This is a genomic window from Streptomyces sp. NPDC047042 (assembly GCF_040644035.1).
Classification (GTDB): Bacteria; Actinomycetota; Actinomycetes; order Streptomycetales; family Streptomycetaceae; genus Streptomyces.
The window spans coordinates 1-19,299 of the sequence record NZ_JBEYVP010000059.1; the positions used below are offsets into that span (position 1 = coordinate 1).

Genomic DNA, 19,299 nt, shown 5'->3' on the forward strand with positions numbered 1-19,299 from the left:
TTCGGCCTGAACGGCCTCGTCCTCAAACGCCGGACGGGCTAAAAATTAGCCCCTCCGGCGTTTGAGGAGCGGGGGTTCGGGGGCAGCGCCCCCGAGGATGGGACGGGTAGGGGCGGCGGGGGCGAGAAAACATAGGCTTCGCCACGTGAACTCGAACCCCACCTTCGGCCCAGCCACCGGCATCGGTTCCCTCCCCGGCGGCGACGCCCGCGAAGCCGCCAAGGCGGCCACCGGCACCTTCGAGGACTTCCCCTTCCTCCCCGAACTCCCCGCCCGAGGCCCCGGCGCCGACATGATCGGCCGCACCACCGCCCTCCTCGTGGAGATGTACGCCCGCGTGGAACCCAGCGGCTGGCGCCTCGGCGACCGCCCGGGCAGGGACACCAAGCGGGCCCGTTCCTGGCTCGGCGAGGACATCGACGCGCTGGAGGAGTTCACCCAGGGCTACGAGGGCCAGCTGAAGGTGCAGGCAGTGGGCCCCTGGACGCTCGCCGCCGGCCTGGAACTCAGGAACGGCGAACGCGCCCTCTCCGACCCCGGCGCCTGCCGCGACCTCGCCGCCTCCCTCGCCGAAGGCATCCGCCTCCACCTCGACGACCTGCGCCGCCGCATCCCCGGCGCCCAACTCGTCCTGCAGCTCGACGAACCGTCCCTCATCGCCGTACTGCGCGGCCAGGTGAAGTCCGCGAGCGGCTACCGCACCCACCGCGCCCCGGACCGCCAGGTCGTCGAGGCGACCCTCAGGGAGATCGTCGCGGCGGCCGGGGAGGGGCCGGTCGTGGTCCACTCCTGCGCGCCGGACGTCCCCTTCGCCCTGCTCCGCAGGGCCGGTGCGGCCGCCGTCTCCTTCGACTTCTCCCTGCTCACCGAGCGTGACGACGACGCGATCGGCGAGGCGGTGGAGGGCGGTACGCGGCTGTTCGCCGGTGTCGTCCCGGGCACGGACGGCCCATTGTCAGACCCTGCCGGTAGCGTCAGTGGTGTCAGGTCGTTGTGGCGCAGGTTGGGGCTGCATCCGGGGCTTCTCGCGGAGGCGGTCACCATCACGCCGTCGTGCGGACTCGCGGGCGCTTCCCCGCAGTACGCGTGGAAGGCGCTCGCCCACTGCGTCCAGGCGGCGAGATCACTCGCGGACAACCCAGAGTAACGGGAGGACAACACGGTGGCCGGCGAACAGCACGCACAGTCCACATCGGTGCCCGCCGAGGCGCGCGACAGGCACGCCCAGCTCGCCGAGCGCATCGAGGAACACCGCTTCCGGTACTACGTGAACGACGCTCCGGTGATCAGCGACGCGGAGTTCGACAAGATGCTGCGCACCCTGGAGGCGCTGGAGGAGGAGTATCCGGAGCTGCGCACACCCGACTCCCCGACGCAGAAGGTCTCGGGGGCGTACGAGACGGAGTTCACCTCGGTCGAGCACCGCTCGCGGATGCTCTCCCTCGACAACGCCTTCGACGATCTGGAGCTGGCGGCGTGGGCGGAGCGCGTCCACAAGGACGTCGGGGCGTCCGAGCACCACTTCCTGTGCGAGCTGAAGGTCGACGGCCTCGCCGTCAACCTGACGTACGAGAACGGGCGGCTCACGCGCGCGGCGACCCGTGGGGACGGCCGTACCGGCGAGGACATCACGCCCAACGTGCGGACGATCGCCGAGATCCCCGACCGGCTGAAGGGCGACGGCGTCCCGGACCTGGTGGAGATCCGCGGCGAGGTCTACTTCCCGATGGAGAAGTTCGAGGAGCTCAACGCCCGCCTGGTGGAAGGCGGTGACAAGCCGTTCGCCAATCCGCGCAACGCGGCGGCCGGTTCGCTCCGCCAGAAGGACCCGCGCGTCACCGCGACGCGCCCGCTGCACATGGTGGTCCACGGCATCGGCGCCCTGGAGGGCTCCGCCCCGCTGACCCGCCTCTCCGAGGCGTACAAGCTGCTGCACGAGTGGGGCCTGCCGACCACGCGGTACGCGGAGGTGGTCGACGACCTCGACGGCGTACGGGAGTTCATCGCGAACTACGGCGAGAACCGGCACTCCGTGGAGCACGAGATCGACGGGGTCGTCGTCAAGCTCGACGAAATCCCGCTCCAGGGGCGGCTCGGGTCGACCTCGCGCGCCCCGCGCTGGGCCATCGCCTGGAAGTACGCGCCCGAGGAGGTCAACACCAAGCTCCTCAACATCCGTGTGGGCGTGGGCCGTACGGGCCGTGTCACGCCCTACGCCCAGGTCGAACCGGTCACCGTCGCCGGCTCCGAGGTCGAGTTCGCCACGCTGCACAACCAGGACGTCGTCAAGGCCAAGGGCGTGCTCATCGGGGACACCGTGGTGCTGCGCAAGGCGGGCGATGTCATCCCGGAGATCCTCGGACCGGTCGCCGACCTGCGCGACGGCACGGAGAAGCCCTTCGTGATGCCGGAGAAGTGCCCCGAGTGCCAGACGCCGCTGAAGCCCATGAAGGAGGCCGACGTCGACCTGCGCTGCCCCAACGGGCAGAGCTGTCCGGCCCAGTTGAGGGAGCGGCTGTTCTATCTCGCCGGGCGCAAGTGCCTGGACATCGAGAACTTCGGCTATGTGGCCGCCGCCGCGCTGACCAAGCCGCTGGAGCCGGCCGAGCCGCCGCTGATCGACGAGGGCGACCTCTTCGACCTCACCATCGAGCGGTTGCTGCCCATCAAGGCGTACGTCCTGGACCAGGACAGCGGGCTGCCCAAGCGCGACCCGAAGACCGGCGAGGAGAAGATCGCCACGGTCTTCGCCAACCAGGAGGGCGAGCCGAGGAAGAACGCGGTCTCGATGCTCGCCAACATCGCCGCGGCCAAGGACCGTCCGCTCGCCCGGATCATCACCGGTCTGTCGATCCGGCACGTCGGGCCGGTCGCCGCCGAGGCGCTGGCCCGTGAATTCCGCTCGATCGAGCGGATCGAGCAGGCCTCCGAGGAGGAGCTGGCCACCACGGACGGGGTCGGTCCGATCATCGCGGCCTCGCTCAAGGAGTGGTTCGCGGTGGACTGGCACCAGGAGATCCTGCGCAAGTGGCGGGCCGCCGGAGTCCGAATGGAGGAGGAGAGCTCCGGGGAGGACGAGGGCCCGCGCCCGCTCGAGGGGCTCACCGTCGTCGTGACCGGCACGCTCGCGTCCCACACCCGGGACGGCGCGAAGGAGGCACTGCAGAGCCGTGGAGCAAAGGTGACGGGGTCTGTTTCGAAGAAGACGTCATTCGTGGTTGTGGGTGACAATCCTGGTTCGAAGTACGACAAGGCCATGCAGTTGAAGGTGCCTGTGCTCAACGAGGAGGGCTTCGCCGTTCTGCTCGAACAGGGGCCCGAGGCGGCGGCCGAGGCGGCGCTTCCGAACGAGGAGTAGGGATTGAACACCACCCGATCGGCGCATACCAGATGCATACGGGTGGCTGGGACGCATTCGGGCAACCGTCGACGACCGCTGCCCGTGGAAGCGTTCCGCGGCCTACTGTTGACGTATGCGCCAGCCGTGCCCGGACGCGGTATCGGACGCGATGCCGTTGACGGTTGACGGAGAGCGGACCGCGTGGCGTGGGCACCGCCGGCTGTGAGAGGGACGGGAATGGAACCGACCGATAGCGCCGCCCCTCCCTCACGGCTGCGCACAAGCCGCATATCCGGCTTGTGGCGCCGGGGTTCCGGCCTCCTCGCGGGCCGCCCCCAGCCGGGCCGGGAAGAGGGCGCGGCCCGCCGGACGGCACGCTTCCTGGAACGGGCGGGCATCGGCGTCGGAACCCCGGGCCCAGCGAGCGGCGCAGGCGGGGCCGGCGGGACGAGCGGGACCGGTGGGGGACGTGGCAACGGGCAGCGCATCGTCGCCGACAGCAGGGTGTCGATCCCGTCGGCGGTCCCGTCGGCGGCCCACCTCACCGCCGAGGAACGCGTCGCCCAACTGCACGCCCACGATCCCGCCCGTCAGCTGACCTGGCCCGCGCTGCCCGCGGCGGTCGTCGCGGCGGCCGGGTTCGTCCTCGGCGCCGGCTTCTACCGCGGCTTCACCGGCCACAGCGCGCTCTTCCCCTCCGGCACCGCCGGCTGGGCCTTCGCGGTCCTCACCGGCGTCATCGTCGGCCACCTCGTCGCCCTCGGCCGCGCCCGCTGGTGGGGCGGCACCGGCTCCGGCTCCGCCCTCACCCTCGCCGTACTCCTGCTGTACGGGTGGGTGGCGGCAGGCATGGTCAGCCTCACCGTCGTCGTCCTGGTCGGCATAGCCCGGCGCCACCGCTGGCGGCAGGGCCTCCTGCACGGCTCGGTGGACATCCTCGGCATAGGCGCCGGCGCACTGGTGCTCGCCGCCTTCGGCCGGGTCCCCTCGGTCGAGGCACCGTGGGACCCGCAGACCTGGAGCGTCTACACGGCGCCCGAGGTGATGCTGGTCGCGGTCACCTACCTCGCGCTCACCCGCACCCTGGTCTGGTATCTGCACACCCCGCGCGGCGGACTGCCCACGGTCGCCCGCTCCGCCCTGGTCAGACAGGGCCTGGTCGCGATCGCGCTGCTCGCCATCGCGCCGCTGATCTGTGTCGTCGCCGTCGCTCTGCCGATCCTGCTGCCGCTGTTCGCCATCCCCCTCATCGCCCTCGACTCCACCCTGTGGATAGCCAGGGCCCGGGCCGAGGAACAGCTGCGCGACCCGCTGACCGGACTGCCCAACAGACAGTGGCTCCTGGAACGGACATGGACGGCCCTCGACGATGCCGAACGCATCGACGCGCGGGCCGCGTTGATGCTCATAGACCTCGACCGTTTCCGGTCCGTCAACGACACCCTGGGCCACCTCGCCGGTGACCGGCTCCTCCTCCAGATAGCGGAACGGCTGCGCCTGGCCCTGCCGCGCGGCGCGGAGGCCGCACGGCTCGGCGGTGACGAGTTCGCCGTGTTACTGCCGGTCGTCGACTCCACGACGTCCGCGACCCGCGTCGCCCGCAACCTGGTCACCGTGCTCGGCTCCCCGCTCGACCTCGACGGACTCACCCTCGTCCTGGAGGCCAGCGCCGGCCTCGCCGTCTTCCCCGACCACGCGCTCGACGCGGAGGGGCTGCTGCGGCGCGCGGACGTCGCGATGTACCAGGCGAAGCGGGACCGCACGGGCGTCGAGGTGTACGAGATCAAGCGGGACTCCAACACCCCGGACCGGCTCGGTCTGCTGGGCGACCTGCGGCGCGCGCTCGACGCCCACGAGGTCCAGCTGCACTACCAGCCCAAGGTGCGCTTCGACGGGCAGGTCGCCGGCCTGGAGGCGCTGGTGCGCTGGGTGCACCCGGAGCGCGGGAAGGTGCCGCCGGACGAGTTCATAGCGATCGCCGAGTCGTCGGGGCTGATGCCCCATCTCACCGAGTACGTGCTGGAGACGGCGCTCGAACAGGTCGCCAAGTGGCGCTCCCAGAAGCTGTTCGTCCCGGTCGCCGTCAACGTCTCCCCGCGTGACGTGCACACCCCCGGCTTCGCCGGTTCCGTCGCCGCGCGGCTGGCCCGGCACGGGGTGCCGGCGGGGGCGCTGCAGCTCGAGATCACGGAACACGTGCTGCTGGAGGACCCGCAGAAGGCCGCGGACACCCTGGCCGCGCTGACCGCGCACGGCGTGAAGATGTCGCTGGACGACTTCGGCACGGGCTACTCGTCGCTGGTGCATCTGCGGCGGCTGCCGGTGAGCGAGCTGAAGATCGACCGCTCGTTCGTGGCGCGGCTGGCGGTGGACACGGAGGACGCGGAGATCGTGCGGTGCACGGTGGATCTCGCGCATTCCCTGGGGCTGCTGGTGGTCGCCGAGGGGGTGGAGGACGACGAGACGTGGGAGCGGTTGCGGGATCTCGGGTGTGACGCGGTGCAGGGGTGGCTTGTCGCCGCCGCGATGCCTCCTGAGGAGGCCACGGCGTGGTTGCTGGCGCGGGGGACTCGGGGGTGGCAGCGGCCCCGGGCGGCTTTGCCCGCCGCGGAGTCCTGAGGGGAGATCTCCCGCCCGCGCACCGCCCGTTTGCCCCGGATTTCAAGGTGAGCTCTCCTGCGGGGGCTCGGCGCCATCGGCGGCTGCGGGTGCGTGGAAGCAAACCCGTGCGCGGGGTGGTTCCCCTGCCCCCTAGGATTGGGGCCAAAACCCACACCGCAACTCACCCCAGAGGATCGCTGCATGCCTGGCATCACGCGCGAGGAGGTCGCCCACCTCGCACGGCTGGCGCGTCTGGAGCTGAAGGGCGAAGAGCTCGACCACTTCGCAGGCCAGCTCGACGACATCATCGGCGCGGTCGCCCGCGTCAGCGAGGTCGCCGACCAAGACGTACCGCCGACCTCGCACCCGCTGCCGCTGACGAACGTCATGCGCGTGGACGAGGTCCGTCCGTCGCTCACCCCCGAGCAGGCGCTCTCCGGCGCCCCCGCCCAGGAGCAGCAGCGTTTCAAGGTGCCGCAGATCCTGGGGGAGGACTAATCACCATGACGGACATCAACGTCAACATCATCCGGCTGACCGCCGCCGAGACCGCCGCGAAGATCGCCTCCGGCGAGCTCACCGCCGTCCAGGTCACCGAGGCCCACCTCGCCCGTATCGAGGCCGTCGACGAGAAGGTGCACGCCTTCCTGCACGTCGACCGCGAGGGCGCCCTCGCCCAGGCCCGTGCCGTGGACGCCAAGCGCGAGCGCGGGGAGACGCTGGGCCCGCTGGCCGGCGTACCCCTGGCGCTCAAGGACATCTTCACCACCGAGGGGATGCCGACCACCGTCGGCTCCAAGATCCTCGAGGGGTGGATCCCGCCGTACGACGCGACCCTCACCAAGAAGCTGAAGGCCGCCGACGTCGTCATCCTCGGCAAGACCAACATGGACGAGTTCGCCATGGGGTCGAGCACCGAGAACAGCGCGTACGGGCCGACCGGCAACCCGTGGGACCTGAGCCGCATTCCCGGTGGTTCCGGTGGCGGTTCCTCCGCCGCGCTCGCCTCCTTCCAGGCGCCGCTGGCGATCGGTACGGACACCGGCGGTTCCATCCGCCAGCCCGCCGCCGTCACCGGCACGGTCGGCGTCAAGCCGACGTACGGGGCCGTGTCGCGGTACGGCATGGTCGCCTTCTCGTCCTCCCTCGACCAGGGCGGGCCCTGCGCCCGTACGGTCCTGGACGCCGCGCTCCTGCACGAGGTCATCGCCGGGCACGACCCGCTCGACTCGACCTCGATCGACGCCCCGGTCCCGCCGGTCGTCGAGGCCGCCCGCAACGGCAGCGTCGAGGGCATGCGCGTCGGTGTCGTCAAGCAGTTCCGGGGCGAGGGCTACCAGGCCGGCGTCATCCAGCGCTTCGACGAGTCCGTGGCCCTGCTCAAGGAGCTGGGCGCCGAGATCGTCGAGCTGGACTGCCCGTCCTTCGACCTGGCGCTGTCGGCGTACTACCTGATCGCGCCGAGCGAGTGTTCGTCGAACCTGGCCCGCTTCGACGGGCTCCGCTACGGCCTGCGAAGCGGCGACGACGGCACGCACTCCGCCGAGGAGGTCACCTCGCTCACCCGCGCGGAGGGCTTCGGCCCCGAGGTCAAGCGCCGCATCATCCTCGGCACGTACGCGCTCAGCTCCGGCTACTACGACGCGTACTACGGCAGCGCCCAGAAGGTCCGTACGCTCATCACCCGCGACTTCGAGAAGGCGTTCGAGTCGGTGGACGTGATCGTCTCCCCGACGACGCCCACCACCGCCTTCCCGATCGGCGAGCGCGCCGACGACCCGATGGCGATGTACCTCGCGGACCTCTGCACCATCCCGACCAACCTGGCCGGCAACTCGGCCATGTCCCTGCCCTGCGGTCTCGCACCGGAGGACGGACTGCCCGTCGGTCTCCAGATCATCGCCCCGGCGCTGAAGGACGACCGTCTTTACAAGGTCGGCGCTGCTGTGGAGGCCGCCTTCGTGGAAAAGTGGGGGCACCCGCTGCTCGAGGAGGCACCGTCGCTGTGAGCAAAGCTCTTTCGAAGGCCAAGGGCTTCAAGAAGTCCAAGTCCGGCACGTACCTGTCCATCGCGACCACCGCGTTCGGTGCGATCAGCGTCGCCAAGCAGGCCAAGAAGGCCCGCTCCGAGAGCGACACGCTGCGCCTCATCGACGCGGCCGTGTCCGCCGCCGCCATCGTCACCGGCCTCGCCATCCTCTACCGCGAGCTGAAGCGGCTGGGCGACGACGACGTCCTGCTGGGCTGAGAGGGAAGTTTTCACCGTGACCACCACGACCGACACCGAACTGGTGTCGTACGAGGACGCGTTGGCGTCGTACGACCCCGTCATGGGCCTCGAGGTCCATGTCGAACTCGGCACCCGCACCAAGATGTTCTGCGGCTGTTCGACCGAGCTGGGCGCCGAGCCCAACTCGCAGACCTGCCCGACCTGCCTCGGCATGCCCGGCGCGCTTCCGGTCGTCAACGCGACCGGCGTCGAGTCCGCCATCAGGATCGGTCTCGCGCTGCACTGCGAGATCGCCGAGTGGTGCCGCTTCGCCCGGAAGAACTACTTCTATCCGGACATGCCGAAGAACTTCCAGACCTCCCAGTACGACGAGCCGATCGCCTTCAACGGCTACCTCGACGTGCAGCTGGAGGACGGCGAGACCTTCCGCGTGGAGATCGAGCGCGCCCACATGGAGGAGGACACCGGCAAGTCGCTGCACGTCGGTGGCGCGACGGGCCGTATCCACGGCGCCTCGCACTCGCTCCTCGACTACAACCGCGCCGGCATCCCCCTCATCGAGATCGTCACCAAGCCGATCGAGGGCGCCGGCGAGCGCGCTCCCGAGGTCGCCAGGGCGTACGTCGCCGAGCTGCGCGAGCTGATCAAGGCGCTCGGCGTCTCGGAAGCCCGGATGGACCAGGGCCAGATGCGCTGCGACGTGAACCTGTCGCTGCGCCCGCACGGCCGCGAGAAGTTCGGCACCCGCAGTGAGACGAAGAACGTCAACTCGCTGCGTTCCGTGGAGCGTGCGGCCCGTTTCGAGATCCAGCGGCACGCCGCCGTACTGAACTCGGGCGGGACGATCATCCAGGAGACCCGGCACTTCCACGAGGACACCGGGTCGACGACCTCGGGCCGCGTGAAGGAGGAGGCCGAGGACTACCGGTACTTCCCCGAGCCGGACCTCGTGCCGGTGGCACCCTCCCGTGAGTGGGTCGAGGAGATCCGCGCCCAGCTGCCCGAACTGCCGCTGGCCCGCCGCAACCGGCTCCTCGCGGAGTGGGGCGTCTCGGCGACCGACATGCAGTCGATGCTCAACGCCGGTGCCATCGACCTCATCGTCGCCACCATCGACGCCGGCGCGGACGCGGCCTCCGCCCGTAAGTGGTGGATGGGCGAACTCGCGCGCAGCGCCAACGAGTCGGGCACCCCGCTCGACGCGCTGGCCATCACGCCCGAGCAGGTCGCCCGGGTCGCCGCGCTGGTCACCTCCGGCGACCTGAACGACAAGCTGGCCCGTCAGGTCCTCGAGGGTGTCCTCGCGGGCGAGGGCGACCCGGACGAGGTCGTCGAGAAGCGCGGCCTCAAGGTCGTCTCCGACGAGGGCGCGCTCACCACGGCCGTCCAGGAGGCCATCGCAGGCAACCCGGGCATCGCCGACAAGATCCGCGGCGGCAAGGTGGCCGCGGCCGGCGCCCTGGTCGGCGCGGTCATGAAGGCGACCAGGGGCCAGGCCGACGCGGCCCGCGTCAAGGAACTGATCCTTGAGCAGCTGGGCGTCAGCGAGGGCTGAGTCGAGCGGCCAAGCAGCCATGCAGTGAGCGAGGGGCGCATCGGGTTTCCGATGCGCCCCTCGGTCGTGCTACCTGATCACGTACGGCGTCATCACGTACGGCGTCCCACGACCCGTACGAAGCCCAGGGACCGGCCCTGGTCGGCGCGCAGCAGTTCGACCTGGTCGCGGGCCATGCCCGCCATGAACTCCTCGGTGCTCGCCTCGGCGCACACCTCGCTCCACAGCAGCCAGTCCCGCCAGCCGTCCGGCTGCCAGTCCGCGGCCTCCACCGTCACGGCCCCGGTGCGCGTCCACTGGCGCCGCCACCAGGCGGGGGAGTGGAACGCCCAGAAACCCGGGTCCCAGAACGGCTTCAGATGCTCCGGCGGCTCCACGCCGTCCGGCTCCTCGCGCAGCGCGGGCATGACGACACCGATCCGCCCGCCCGGCTTCAGCAGCCGGGTCAGGCTCGGCAGATACAGGTCGTTCGTGCCGAAGTACTGGTACGCGTCGATGCTCACGATCGCGTCGAACGACTCGTCGCCGAACGGCAGTTGATGCGCCTCGGCGTACACGGGCAGCACCCGGTCGGCGACGCCCGCCTCGGCGACGCGGCGCGCGTTCTTGCCGGGCTCGATCCACAGGTCGGCGGCGGTGACCTGGACGCCGTACTCCTTGGCGAGGAAGACGGACGTCATGGCCTTGCCGCAGCCCAGGTCGAGCACCCGGGCGCCCGGCGGGAGGGTGTCGAGGCCGAGCGCGGGCGCCAGCCACTCCAGCAGCCACAGGGCGTTCGGGCCCATCTGGTTGTCGATCATCCAGCGGGCGTCGTACCGGTTGCCGCGCGGGCGGCGGGGGTCTGTCAGACGGTCAGCGAGCTGATCGTCCGATGATTTGTTCGAGGTCCTGGAGGTGATGTCGGACATCGGTGAACCGGCTCCTTGGGTTCTGCGGTGAAGAAGAACGGAATGCGTCGGAGCTCGGTCGGACCTTCAAACAATGCACCTGCTCGGGGAGGCGGCGAAAAGCCGGATACAGACAGTTGACGGCCGGACGCTAACAGTGGGCGTCGGTCCTCCGCATCCGAATTTCCAGCCGGGCGCGCTACGCTGCCGCGCCATGGACGAGAACGAGGGGGAATACGACGAGGACGCGGCGCTGGACGCGCGGCGCGCCCGCTGGACGGCGACCGGAACCGGGGTGCTGCTGGCCCTCGCGGGTCTCGCGGCCTCGACGCTCCGCCTCACCGGCTCAGCGCCCGTCCTCGTGCCGGGCGCGTACGCCTTCGGCGCCGCCGTCTGCGCGCTCGCGGCGGTGCTGGGGGCGCGGGGGCGCACCCGGCGGGCCCTGTGGCTGCTGATCGTCGGCGTGATGGTGATGGCGCTCGGCGACCAGTTCGATTGACCAGCCCGGTCGAGGTGACAGAGTTCATGTGATTGTCCTGTGATGTGACTCGCAGTCCTGTGAGTAAGGGCACGAATGGCTCAAACGATCATCGACGCCTGTAACAGTGGTTCGGTATCGCTCTTGCGTTCTTTCGTTTCTTTGCGGGCCTTTCTGTTCACACACGACTGTTCCCGGTCAAAGATCCACTCGTTATCCAGGGAGCACGTCTGTGGCAGTCCTCGCACGCTGGTGTGTCAGGCACCGCCTCGTCGTCCTGCTGATCTGGCTCGCCGCCTTCGCCGGTGTGAGCGCCGCCGCCGCCGTCATGGGCTCGGCGTACTCGAACGACTACGAGGCTCCCGGCACCGAGTCGGGCCGTGCCACGCAGCTCCTGGAGAAAGGTTTCCCCGGGCTCGGTGGCGACACCGACACCGTGGTCTGGCACACCACCGCCGGCACGGTCCGGGCCGCCGACGTCGAACAGACGATGACCGGCACCCTGGACCGCATCGCCGACCTGCCCGGAGTCGCCTCGGTCGACAGCCCGTACGAGGGCCACGGCGCGAGCCGGATCAGCGCCGACGGCCGTACGGCGTACGCCACCGTCACCTTCGACCGGTCCGCCGAGGACATCGGCAAGGGTGAGGCGCAGGCGGTGGTCGACGCGGCCGTGGCGGCACGCGCCGACGGGCTCCAGGTGGAGCTGGGTGGCAGCGCCATCGCGCTCACCGAGTCGTCCGGCGGGCATGTCGCCGAGGCCGTCGGTGTGGTCGTCGCGGCCGTCGTGCTGTTCCTCGCCTTCGGCTCGCTCGCCGCCTCCCTGCTGCCCATCGCCACCGCGCTGGTCAGCGTCGGCACGGCGTACGCCGGGATCGTGCTGCTCGGGCACGCGATGACCGTCGCCGACTTCGCGCCCATGCTCGGCATGCTGATCGGGCTCGGCGTCGGCATCGACTACGCGCTGTTCATCGTCACCAGACACCGACGCGGCCTCAAACGCGGGCTGTCGGTCACCGAGGCCGCCGTCAATGCCGTCACGACCACGGGACGGGCCGTCGTCTTCGCGGGTGCGACCGTTTGCATCGCCCTGCTCGGGATGCTCATCCTGCGCCTCGGCTTCCTCAACGGCGTGGCCATCGCGGCCTCGCTGACGGTGATCCTGACCGTCGCGGCCTCCGTGACCCTTCTGCCCGCCCTGCTGTCGTTCATCGGGCCGCGCGCCCTGAACCGGCGTGAGCGGCGCAGGCTGGCCGAGCGGGGGCCCGAGCCGGAGCTGCCCACCGGCTTTGCCGCCCGCTGGTCCGCGTTCGTCGAACGCCATCCCAAGGTGCTCGGTGCCGCCGCCCTGGTCGTCATCGCGCTGCTCGCCCTGCCCACCCTCGGGCTCCACCTCGGCACCTCCGACCAGGGCAACAACCCGAAGTCGACGACCACCCGGCAGGCCTACGACCTCCTCGCCCACGGCTTCGGACCCGGTGTCAACGGCCCGCTCACCCTCGTCACCCCCGTCGCCGACGCCGAGGACAAGCTCATCCTCGACAACCTGGCGGCCACCCTCCGGACCACCGAGGGCGTCGCGTCGGCCTCCCCGGTGACCTACAGCCCGAACGGCGCCACCGGGTACCTCACCGTCGTACCCGAGTCCTCCCCGCAGTCCGCGCGGACCAGTGACCTGGTGGAGCGGCTGCGCGAGCAGGTGCTCCCGCGCGCGGAGACCGGCACCTCGCTCGACCTGCACGTCGGAGGGGTCACAGCGAGCTACGACGACTTCGCGGATGTGATCATCGGCAAGCTGCCGCTGTTCGTCGGCGTCGTGATCGGCCTGGGCTGTCTGCTCCTCCTGCTCGCGTTCCGGTCGATCGGCATCCCGCTCAAGGCCGCCGCGATGAACGTCGCCGCCGTCGCCTCCGCGTTCGGTGTCGTCGTCGCGATCTTCCAGTGGGGCTGGGGGAGCGAACTGCTGGGTCTCGGCAGCGCGGGCCCGATCGAGCCCTTCCTCCCCGTGATCATGGTCTCGGTCCTCTTCGGGCTCTCCATGGACTACCAGGTCTTCCTGGTCAGCCGGATGTACGAGGAATGGCTGGAGACCGGCGACAACCGGCGGGCCGTCCGGGTCGGCCTCGCCGAGACCAGCCGCGTGATCAACTCCGCGGCGGTCATCATGATCTCCGTCTTCCTCGCCTTCGTCCTCAGCGGCGACCGGGTGATCGCCATGTTCGGCATCGCCCTGGCCGCCGCCGTCGCCCTCGACGCCTTCGTCCTGCGTACGCTCCTGGTGCCCGCCCTGATGCATCTGCTCGGCGGCGCCAACTGGTGGCTGCCGAGCTGGCTCGACCGCCGCCTGCCCCGCATCAGCATCGAACCGCCCGAGCGCCACGTCCCCGCCGCCGAAACTCCCGGCGTCGAGGAAGCCGCCCGTGCGAGCATTCCGGACGTGACCGACGCGGAGGTCATGGACGTACGGGATGTACTGCTGAAGGAGCGACCGCAGGATGTACGCGATATCCCTGGGTGACGACGGCGCCGAACTGCGCCCCCTGGAGCCCTGGCACGCCGAGGAGTTCCTCGCGCACCTCGACCGGGGGCGGGACTTCATCAACCAGCACGTCCCCTTCGGCATGAAGAGCACCGACGTCGACTCCGCGCGGGCGCAGCTCCAGCGCTACGCCGACCAGCGCGCCGCCGACACCGGGTCGCTGCACGGGATCTGGCTGGACGGAAAGCTCGTCGGCGGGGTGCTGTTCCTCAACTTCAGCGCGGAGCAGGGCAACTGCGAGGTCGGCTGCTGGCTGGAACCGGCAGCCACCGGACGCGGGCTCATCACGCGCGCGATGCGTGTCCTCATCGACTGGGCGATTGACGTACGCGGCATGCACCGTGTGGAGTGGCACGCGTCGTCCGTCAACGAAGCGAGCATCAACGTGGCGCGGCGGCTGGGCATGAGCCGTGAGGGGCTGCTGCGGGAGAACTATCCGCACCGGGGCGTCCGCGCGGACACCGAGATCTGGTCGGTACTCGCGCCCGAGTGGCGCGCCGCACGCGCGCGTGCCGCTCACAAGGAGCGTTAAGAAACTTCTCAGACGACATCCGTACGGTGCGAGGCATGGGAACCAGGACAGCAGACGAGACCGGCGCCGAGACCGGTACCGAGGCACAGAGCGACGACGCGAAGAGCGGCGGGGAGACAGTGGACATCACCAAGGACGAGCGGCCGGCGCAGGACACGGCCGAGACCGAGGCCGAGGTCCTGGGCGACGCGGACGAGTACGAGGGCGACGACCTGACGGACGGGTCCGACCCGGAGTCCGCGCCGGAGACCGACGGATCCTCCGGAGTGGGCCAGGGTGCCGCCGCCGTGGTGTCCGCGGTGCTCGGTTTCGTGTCGCTCAGCGGCAGCTGGCTGGGCACGGTGGCCGGCGCCCGCGAGACGCTCGTGGGCCAGCTGGAGACCGCGTCCTCGGCGAGCGTCGCCACCCAGATCAAGGAGGTCTACGGCGACGCCTGGCAGACCACCGCGCTGTGGGGCGGCATCTTCGCCCTCGCCGCGCTGCTCGTCGGTGTCGCCGCCCTCGCCCGGCCCGCGTTCGGCGCCCCGGGCAGGCCGCAGCCCGTCTGGATCAAGTCGGTCTCCTGGGCGGGCGTCGCCCTCGGCGTCCTCGGACTGCTCATCGCGGTCCTGAAGTACACCGACGTACTGCTGGGCCTGCCCTCCGCGACCTGACCCGGAGGCGGAATCACCGCAGCTCATGAGGGGCCTTAGGCCGGTCGTAAGCACCTTACGGCCCGCCCGGGGCCCCTCACCCGTTCCTAAGGCCCCCGCCCCCCGCGGAAGATGCGGAACTCTCCCGATGTGACGGACCCCCCTGGGAGACGAAGGTTGAGACATCGCGGAGAGCGATGAACGACCGAGCTCACCAGAGACCCGAGGGGCCCACATGTTCGAGTACGAGATCCAGCAGACCCGTTCCGCCCAGCTGCGCCGCGAGGCCGCGGACGAGCGCCTGGCCCGGGAGACGGTCCGACGTGCCCGCGCCGCCCGCCGTGAGGCGACCGGCCGCGCCGCCGAGGGCGAGGTGCATCCCGACCGCACGCGCCGCCACTGGTTCACCCGGGCCGCGTGAGCGCCGGGGGACGGGCGGACGGCCGTACGGGATCCGGCGCGCCGGAAGCCGGCCGCCGCGCGCCCCGTACCGCCGATCCCGCGACGGCACTCCTCCCCGCGCCCGCCGCGGCCGTCCGCTCCACGACCCGCGACGGGCCGGTCGCCGACAAGGCGACCGGCCCGTCCGGCGTGCCGTCGATCGGCGCGATAACCAGTCCCGCGATGTCAGAGCCCTGTGCGATGCTCTGGCCCGTGGAGACCAGGTCCGTCTGTCCGGAGTTCGTCGGTCGTGGCGACGAGTTGGAGGTGTTGCACGAGGCGCTGGCCCGCGCCGCCGCCGGTGAGCCGCAGGCGTTGCTGCTCGGCGGGGAGGCCGGGGTCGGCAAGACCCGGCTCGTCGAGGAGTTCGCCGACGCCGCCGACGGCCGGGGCGCGGTCGTCGTGCTCGGCGGCTGTGTCGAGATCGGCGCCGACGGGCTGCCCTTCGCGCCCTTCTCGACCGCCCTGCGCGCCCTGCGGCGGGCGCTGCCCGACGAGTTGGCCGCCGCCGCTGCCGGACAGGAGGAGGAACTGGCCCGGCTGCTCCCCGAGTTGGGGGAGACCGGTGCCGGACGGCACGACGAGGAGGGCATGGCCCGCCTCTTCGAACTCACCGCCCGCCTCCTGGAACGCGTCGCCGCGGACCGTACGGTCGTCGTCGCCCTCGAAGACCTCCACTGGGCCGACGCCTCCACCCGCCATCTCCTGGCCTACCTCTTCCGCACCCTGCGCACCGGCCGTCTCGTCGTCCTCGCCACCTACCGCGCCGACGACATCCACCGCCGCCATCCGCTGCGCCCCCTCCTCGCCGAACTGGACCGGCTGCGCACGGTCCGCCGCATCGAGCTGAGCCGCTTCAACCGTGCCGAGGTGAGCCGCCAGATCGCTGGCATCCTCGCCGCCGAGCCCGAACCGGCCCAGGTCGACGAGATCTTCGAGCGCTCCGACGGCAACGCCTTCTTCGTCGAGGAACTCGCCGTCGCCGCCCACGAGGGCTGCCGCACCCGACTCACGGACACCCTCCGCGACCTCCTCCTCGTCCGTGTCGAAAGCCTGCCCGAGAGCGCCCAGCGGGTCGCCCGGATCGTCGCCGAGGGCGGCTCCACCGTCGAGTACCGGCTGCTCGCCGCCGTCGCCGGACTCGCCGAGGACGACCTCATCGAGGCACTGCGCGCCGCCGTCGGCGCCAACATCCTGCTCGCCACCCCGGCCGGCGACGGCTACCGCTTCCGCCACTCCCTGGTCCGCGAGGCCGTCGGCGACGACCTGCTCCCCGGCGAACGCTCCCGCCTCAACCGCCGCTACGCCGAGGCCCTGGAGGCCGACCCGACCCTCGTCCCCGCCGACGAGCGCACCACGCGCCTGGCCAGCTACTGGTACCACGCCCACGACCCGGCCAAGGCCCTCCCCGCCGTCCTGGAGGCCTCGGTCACCGCCCGCCGCCGGTACGCCTACTCCGAGCAACTACGGCTCCTGGAACGGGCGATGGAGCTCTGGGACACCGTCCCCGACGCCGTACGGACCACGCTCCGGCCCGTCGACTACACCGAGGTCTATCCGCCCTGCGGCTGCGACCCGGCCACCACACCTCTCCACTACCTCGACCTCATGGCCGAGGCCGCCGTCGCGGGCCGGCTGTGCGGGGAGCGCGAACGCGCCCTGAAGATCATCAAGCGGGCGCTGCACCTTCTGGAGGACGACGGCGACCCCCTGCGCGCCGCCTGGTTCTGGTGCCAGCGCTCCCGCCTGGTCCAGGCCCAGTCCCGGGGCGACGGCTGGAAGGAACTCGGCACCGCCCAGGAACTCGTACGCGGTCTGCCGCCCTCGGAGGTCCACGCCGAGGTGCTCGCCAACGTCGCCGCCTGGTCGATGATGCACTGTCCCGGCCCCGAGGCCCTCACCGCAGCCGAACAGGCGGTCGAGTACGCGCGCATGGTGGGCGCCCACGAGACCGAGCTGCACGCCCGCCTCACCCACGGCGGCCTCCTGGTCGACTCCGGCGCCACGGAGACCGGCTTCGCGCAGATGCGCGAGGTCAAGGAACGGTCGGTCGCGGAGAACATCTTCTTCGTCGCCGGACGCGCCTACGTCAACCTCCCCAACGGCCTCGAATCGGTCGGCCGCTCCCGCGAGTCCGTCCCCCTCCTGGAGGAGGGCCTCGCCTACACCCGTGAATTCGGGCTGCTGGACTCCGAGGCCTGGGTGTGGGGCAACCTCTCGGACTCGCTGTACTCGCTCGGCCGCTGGCAGGACGCCGCCGAGGCCGCCGCCAACGCGCTGCGCCGCGGCCAGAGCACCAAGCCGCAGGGCGCCGGCGCGATCTGCCTGGCCCGACTCGCCCTGGGCCGGGGCGACCTGACGGAGGCCGGGCACCAACTGGCCACCGCCCACCAGCACTTCGGCACCCACGATCCCATGCCCCAGCACGACCTGCTGCTCGCCCTCGTCGCCGTCGGCGTCGCCGCGGCGGAGGGCCGCCTCCTCGACGCCCGCACCGAACTGGCCCACGCACTGGACGCCGGCTTCCCGCCCGGCACCCACCGCTACGGCTGGCCGCTGCTCCTGGCCGCGGCCACCGCGGAGGCCGACGCCCGCGCCCTGCCCACCGCCGCGCCGGGCCGCCCCGAGATCCTCGCCCGCATTCTCGACACCGCCAAGAAGCTCGCCACGGGCGCCCCCGTCTGGCTCGCCCACGAGCAGTGGGTCCGCGCCGAACTCCAGCGCGCCGACGGCACCGCCACCCCCGACACCTGGTCCGGGATCGTCACCGCCTTCGAGACCCTGGACCGCCCCTACGACCTCGCCCGCGTCCGCCTCCGCCTCGCCGAGGCACTGCTCACGGACGGCGCCGAGCTCGACGACCGCGACCGGGCGAGCGAACTGCTGCGGCTGTCCGCCACCGTCGCCGGCCACCTGGGCGCCCGTCCCCTCGCCGACGCCGTCACCCTCCTCGCCCAGCGCGCCCGCCTCACCCCGACCGGCATCCCGTCCCGGCCCGCTGCGGACCCGGCCGAGTCCCTCGGCCTCACCAGCCGCGAACGGGACGTCCTGCGCCTGGTCTCCGCGGGCCGCACCAACCGCCAGATAGCCGAGGAACTCTTCATCTCGCCGAAGACAGCGAGCGTCCACGTCTCCAACATCCTGGCCAAACTGGGCGTCTCGGGGAGGGGCGAGGCGGCGGCGGTGGCGCACCGGCTGGCCCTGTTCCCGCCGGGGACCGAGAACCGCCTGGTGGCGGGATAATGGCAGCGGACCCACCTACGGGCGGAGGAACGGTGCTGTACCAGATCGAGTTCACCGAACGCGCTGCCGCGCAGCGCGACGCACTTCCCGAGGACCGGCGCAAGCTTCTGGAGCGGGGCCTGAACAAGCTCGCCGAGGACCCCTTCACGCCGGTGTCGCAGGCAGTGAGCGGTGAGGACATCCGCGTGGTGTCCGTGGCCACGGGCCTGACCGTCGACTACATGGTTCACCGGGCCTTCCTGATCCTGGTCTCCGTGGCGGTCCTCGACCAGTCGCTCATAGAAGACGAGTAGCCGGGAGCCGGGCCCGTGTTCAATATGTTCGAGGAGCTCTTCGCACCGGGACGCAAGCACACGCGTGACGAGCAGAACCGTCTGGAGCTGACCCGCGTGGACGTCGGCGACGGCGACCCCGGACGCGGGCCGATAGACCTCGCATCCGGAAAAGTCGTCGTACGGCGGGGCGAGCACCCGGAGGAAGCGGAACCGGCGGAGGAAGCATCGCCGCAGCCGCAGCCGCAGCCGCAGCCGCAGCCGCAGCCGCAGCCGCAGCCGCAGCCGCAGCCGCAGCCGCAGCCGGACCAGCCGGAGTAGCCGGGCGCCGGGCCCGGCCCGGCCGGCCGGGCCGCACCAGGCGGGCCAGCCGGGGCCCGGCGGAGTTGGAGCAGCCGGGCCAGGTGGAGCAGCCGGGCCAGGTGGACCGGTCGGGCCAGGTGGAGTAGCCAGGGTCCCGCGGAGTTGGAGCAGCCGGGCCAGCCGGGGCCCGGCGGAGTTGGAGCAGCCGGACCAGGTGGACCAGCCGGGCCAGGTGGAGCAGGCGGG

At 71.4% G+C, this 19,299-nt stretch carries 16 protein-coding genes; 15 read left to right on the top strand and 1 reads right to left on the bottom strand.

The genetic code is table 11. The features are described from left to right. Positions 1-145: 145 nt before the first annotated feature. From ABZ855_RS43825 to gatB, 7 genes are all read left to right on the top strand, one after another. The gene (locus ABZ855_RS43825) at positions 146-1,147 is read left to right on the top strand and encodes a methionine synthase (RefSeq protein WP_360818113.1); all 1,002 of its coding nucleotides are present in this window, start codon (positions 146-148) and stop codon (positions 1,145-1,147) included. Between the two features lie 15 nt (positions 1,148-1,162). Continuing rightward, entirely contained in the window at positions 1,163-3,358 is a 2,196-nt protein-coding gene (ligA, locus tag ABZ855_RS43830) for an NAD-dependent DNA ligase LigA (protein WP_360818116.1), read from the top strand. 219 nt (positions 3,359-3,577) lie between these two features. Next, positions 3,578-5,959 (top strand): bifunctional diguanylate cyclase/phosphodiesterase, encoded by a 2,382-nt coding sequence (locus ABZ855_RS43835; RefSeq protein WP_360818119.1) that lies wholly within the window; start codon positions 3,578-3,580, stop codon positions 5,957-5,959. A 183-nt stretch (positions 5,960-6,142) separates the two neighbouring features. Beyond that, complete coding sequence (gene gatC / locus ABZ855_RS43840) at positions 6,143-6,439, top strand: Asp-tRNA(Asn)/Glu-tRNA(Gln) amidotransferase subunit GatC (RefSeq protein WP_037622623.1); 297 nt, start codon at positions 6,143-6,145, stop codon at positions 6,437-6,439. Positions 6,440-6,444: 5 nt separating this feature from the next. Further along, a complete protein-coding gene (gene gatA, locus ABZ855_RS43845; RefSeq protein ID WP_319209553.1) occupies positions 6,445-7,950 on the top strand; it encodes an Asp-tRNA(Asn)/Glu-tRNA(Gln) amidotransferase subunit GatA in 1,506 nt (501 codons plus the stop codon). Then, positions 7,947-8,189 carry a hypothetical protein gene (locus tag ABZ855_RS43850; protein WP_319209556.1) on the top strand — a complete coding sequence of 81 codons (243 nt, stop codon included), beginning with the start codon at positions 7,947-7,949 and terminating at the stop codon, positions 8,187-8,189. The genes gatA and ABZ855_RS43850 overlap by 4 nt, the downstream gene beginning before the upstream one ends. A gap of 16 nt (positions 8,190-8,205) precedes the next feature. After that, a complete protein-coding gene (gene gatB, locus ABZ855_RS43855) occupies positions 8,206-9,726 on the top strand; it encodes an Asp-tRNA(Asn)/Glu-tRNA(Gln) amidotransferase subunit GatB (protein WP_360818123.1) in 1,521 nt (506 codons plus the stop codon). 92 nt (positions 9,727-9,818) lie between these two features. On the opposite strand, the gene ABZ855_RS43860 is transcribed toward gatB, so the two are convergent. Continuing rightward, entirely contained in the window at positions 9,819-10,634 is an 816-nt protein-coding gene (locus ABZ855_RS43860; RefSeq protein WP_360818126.1) for a methyltransferase domain-containing protein, read from the bottom strand. A gap of 193 nt (positions 10,635-10,827) precedes the next feature. Between ABZ855_RS43860 and ABZ855_RS43865 the strand changes: the two genes are divergently transcribed. The 8 genes from ABZ855_RS43865 (at position 10,828) to ABZ855_RS43900 (ending at position 19,071) form a co-directional block, all read left to right on the top strand. Next, positions 10,828-11,112 (top strand): hypothetical protein, encoded by a 285-nt coding sequence (locus ABZ855_RS43865; protein ID WP_360818129.1) that lies wholly within the window; start codon positions 10,828-10,830, stop codon positions 11,110-11,112. A 211-nt stretch (positions 11,113-11,323) separates the two neighbouring features. After that, entirely contained in the window at positions 11,324-13,609 is a 2,286-nt protein-coding gene (locus ABZ855_RS43870; RefSeq protein WP_360818132.1) for an MMPL family transporter, read from the top strand. Then, on the top strand, positions 13,587-14,162 hold the full coding sequence (locus tag ABZ855_RS43875) for a GNAT family protein (protein WP_360818135.1): 576 nt from the start codon (positions 13,587-13,589) through the stop codon (positions 14,160-14,162). The genes ABZ855_RS43870 and ABZ855_RS43875 overlap by 23 nt, the downstream gene beginning before the upstream one ends. A 35-nt stretch (positions 14,163-14,197) precedes the next feature. Further along, positions 14,198-14,815 carry a hypothetical protein gene (locus ABZ855_RS43880; protein ID WP_360818138.1) on the top strand — a complete coding sequence of 206 codons (618 nt, stop codon included), beginning with the start codon at positions 14,198-14,200 and terminating at the stop codon, positions 14,813-14,815. Between the two features lie 214 nt (positions 14,816-15,029). After that, positions 15,030-15,215 carry a hypothetical protein gene (locus ABZ855_RS43885; RefSeq protein WP_360818141.1) on the top strand — a complete coding sequence of 62 codons (186 nt, stop codon included), beginning with the start codon at positions 15,030-15,032 and terminating at the stop codon, positions 15,213-15,215. A 221-nt stretch (positions 15,216-15,436) separates the two neighbouring features. Next, positions 15,437-18,478 (top strand): AAA family ATPase, encoded by a 3,042-nt coding sequence (locus ABZ855_RS43890; RefSeq protein ID WP_360818217.1) that lies wholly within the window; start codon positions 15,437-15,439, stop codon positions 18,476-18,478. Between the two features lie 32 nt (positions 18,479-18,510). Beyond that, positions 18,511-18,771: a hypothetical protein gene (locus ABZ855_RS43895; RefSeq protein WP_319209572.1), complete on the top strand. Its 261-nt coding sequence runs from the start codon at positions 18,511-18,513 to the stop codon at positions 18,769-18,771. Positions 18,772-18,786: 15 nt separating this feature from the next. Continuing rightward, positions 18,787-19,071: a DUF6191 domain-containing protein gene (locus tag ABZ855_RS43900; RefSeq protein ID WP_360818145.1), complete on the top strand. Its 285-nt coding sequence runs from the start codon at positions 18,787-18,789 to the stop codon at positions 19,069-19,071. Positions 19,072-19,299: the final 228 nt, after the last annotated feature.

What these genes read in the sequence shown, in the direction of transcription:
- ABZ855_RS43880 (WP_360818138.1), top strand. Translation starts at nt 14,198, where the DNA reads ATGGGAACCAGGACAGCAGACGAGACCGGCGCCGAGACCGGTACCGAG.
- ABZ855_RS43860 (WP_360818126.1), bottom strand. Translation starts at nt 10,634, where the DNA reads ATGTCCGACATCACCTCCAGGACCTCGAACAAATCATCGGACGATCAG.
- ABZ855_RS43885 (WP_360818141.1), top strand. Translation starts at nt 15,030, where the DNA reads ATGTTCGAGTACGAGATCCAGCAGACCCGTTCCGCCCAGCTGCGCCGC.
- gatA (WP_319209553.1), top strand. Translation starts at nt 6,445, where the DNA reads ATGACGGACATCAACGTCAACATCATCCGGCTGACCGCCGCCGAGACC.
- ABZ855_RS43875 (WP_360818135.1), top strand. Translation starts at nt 13,587, where the DNA reads ATGTACGCGATATCCCTGGGTGACGACGGCGCCGAACTGCGCCCCCTG.
- ABZ855_RS43865 (WP_360818129.1), top strand. Translation starts at nt 10,828, where the DNA reads ATGGACGAGAACGAGGGGGAATACGACGAGGACGCGGCGCTGGACGCG.
- gatC (WP_037622623.1), top strand. Translation starts at nt 6,143, where the DNA reads ATGCCTGGCATCACGCGCGAGGAGGTCGCCCACCTCGCACGGCTGGCG.
- ABZ855_RS43835 (WP_360818119.1), top strand. Translation starts at nt 3,578, where the DNA reads ATGGAACCGACCGATAGCGCCGCCCCTCCCTCACGGCTGCGCACAAGC.
- ABZ855_RS43890 (WP_360818217.1), top strand. Translation starts at nt 15,437, where the DNA reads ATGCTCTGGCCCGTGGAGACCAGGTCCGTCTGTCCGGAGTTCGTCGGT.